This window comes from Rhizobacter sp. P2_H2 (genome assembly GCF_056403375.1).
In genome coordinates this window covers 1-1242 of sequence record NZ_JBFUFP010001352.1, presented here as the reverse complement: position 1 = coordinate 1242, position 1242 = coordinate 1, and the positions used below count along the sequence as shown (strand labels likewise).

Annotated in this window: 2 protein-coding genes and 1 pseudogene; 1 reads left to right on the top strand and 2 read right to left on the bottom strand. The window is 70.2% G+C overall.

Annotated features, from left to right (window positions below; genetic code table 11):
* Both AC1D15_RS33025 and AC1D15_RS33020 read right to left on the bottom strand, forming a co-directional pair.
* Positions 1-182 (bottom strand): annotated as a pseudogene (locus AC1D15_RS33025) (bifunctional riboflavin kinase/FAD synthetase); the annotation flags it as partial.
* 57 nt (positions 183-239) lie between these two features.
* Positions 240-944, bottom strand: a complete 705-nt coding sequence (locus tag AC1D15_RS33020) for a pseudouridine synthase (protein WP_047504383.1) — start codon at positions 942-944, stop codon at positions 240-242.
* A gap of 63 nt (positions 945-1007) precedes the next feature.
* Between AC1D15_RS33020 and AC1D15_RS33015 the strand changes: the two genes are divergently transcribed.
* A partial coding sequence (locus tag AC1D15_RS33015) for a hypothetical protein (protein ID WP_477829391.1) occupies positions 1008-1242 on the top strand: 235 nt, incomplete at its 3' end.

Here is a 1242-nt window from a genome sequence, read left to right as displayed (position 1 = left end):
AAGTAGTCGCGCGGGTGCGGCTCGAAGGTCATCACGCACGAGGGCAGCCCGCGGTGCTGGGCCTCGTTGCGCAGCAGCGCCAGCATGGCCTGGTGGCCGCGGTGGACGCCGTCGAAGTTGCCGATCGTGAGGGCGCAGGCATCGGCGATGCCGGGATGGTTGAAACCGCTGAAGACGCGCATGGGCGGGCATTATCCGTCGCGGCGCAGCGGGCCGCTCGCGGTGCCACCCCCCTTGGATCAGCGCTTGCGCTCCAGCTGTTCCCGCTCCGCCGCGCTGACCCAGCGCCACGCGCCGCTCGGCACGCCTTTCAGCGTCAGCTCGCCGAAGGCGCTGCGGTGCAGGCCTTCGACCCGGTTGCCCACCGCGGCCACCATGCGCTTGACCTGGTGGTACTTGCCTTCGGTCAGCGTGAGCCGCAGCGTGGTTTCACCGGTTGCCTCGCAGGCCGCGGCGCGCACCGGCGCCGGGTCGTCGTCGAGCACCACGCCGGCCAGCAGCTGCGCCACCTGCCCGGGCGTCACCTCGTGTTTCGCCGTCACCTCGTAGACCTTCGGCACGTGGTGCTTCGGCGAGGTCAGCCGGTGGATCAGCGTGCCGTCGTCGGTCAGCAGCAGCAGGCCGGTGGTGTCCTCGTCGAGCCGGCCGACCGGCTGCACGCCGCGGTTGCGCAGCGGCGGGGGCAGCAGGTTCAGCACGCTCGGGTGGTGCTTCGGCTTCTGCGAGCATTCGTGGCCGGTCGGCTTGTGCAGCAGCACCAGCGCCTTCTCGTGAAAACGCCAGTCGCGGCCCTGCACCGTGAACACCAGGCCCTCGGTGTCGACCTCTTCGGCCGGCTCCTCGATGACCCGTCCGCCGACCGACACCAGCCCGTGCCAGACCAGGCCCTCGCATTCGCGGCGTGTGCCGAAGCCTTGGGAAAACAACACCTGCGACAAGCGCATCGACGATCTCTTTCGTTCGGAAGGGCGGTTCGGCCCCGGCTTCGCCGGGAACCCCGGGGGAGGGTGGCGTCACTCAGCCAGATCGTTCATTTGACGCGGGATGGCTTCATGACGGGTTGTCGGGATTGTCGCAGCGGCCTCGGGGCGTGCCCCTGGCTGCTCGACGAGCAGGGCCGCACCATCCGGCTCCGGGCCCGGCAGATCAGCCTGTCGACGCTCGAACACCTCGCCCGGTTGTTGCAAGAGGGGCCGCCGGCGCATCTCGACCTGTCGAGCGCGCCCTTCGGGTGTGCCGGGA

What these genes read in the sequence shown, in the direction of transcription:
- AC1D15_RS33020 (WP_047504383.1), bottom strand. Translation starts at nt 944, where the DNA reads ATGCGCTTGTCGCAGGTGTTGTTTTCCCAAGGCTTCGGCACACGCCGC.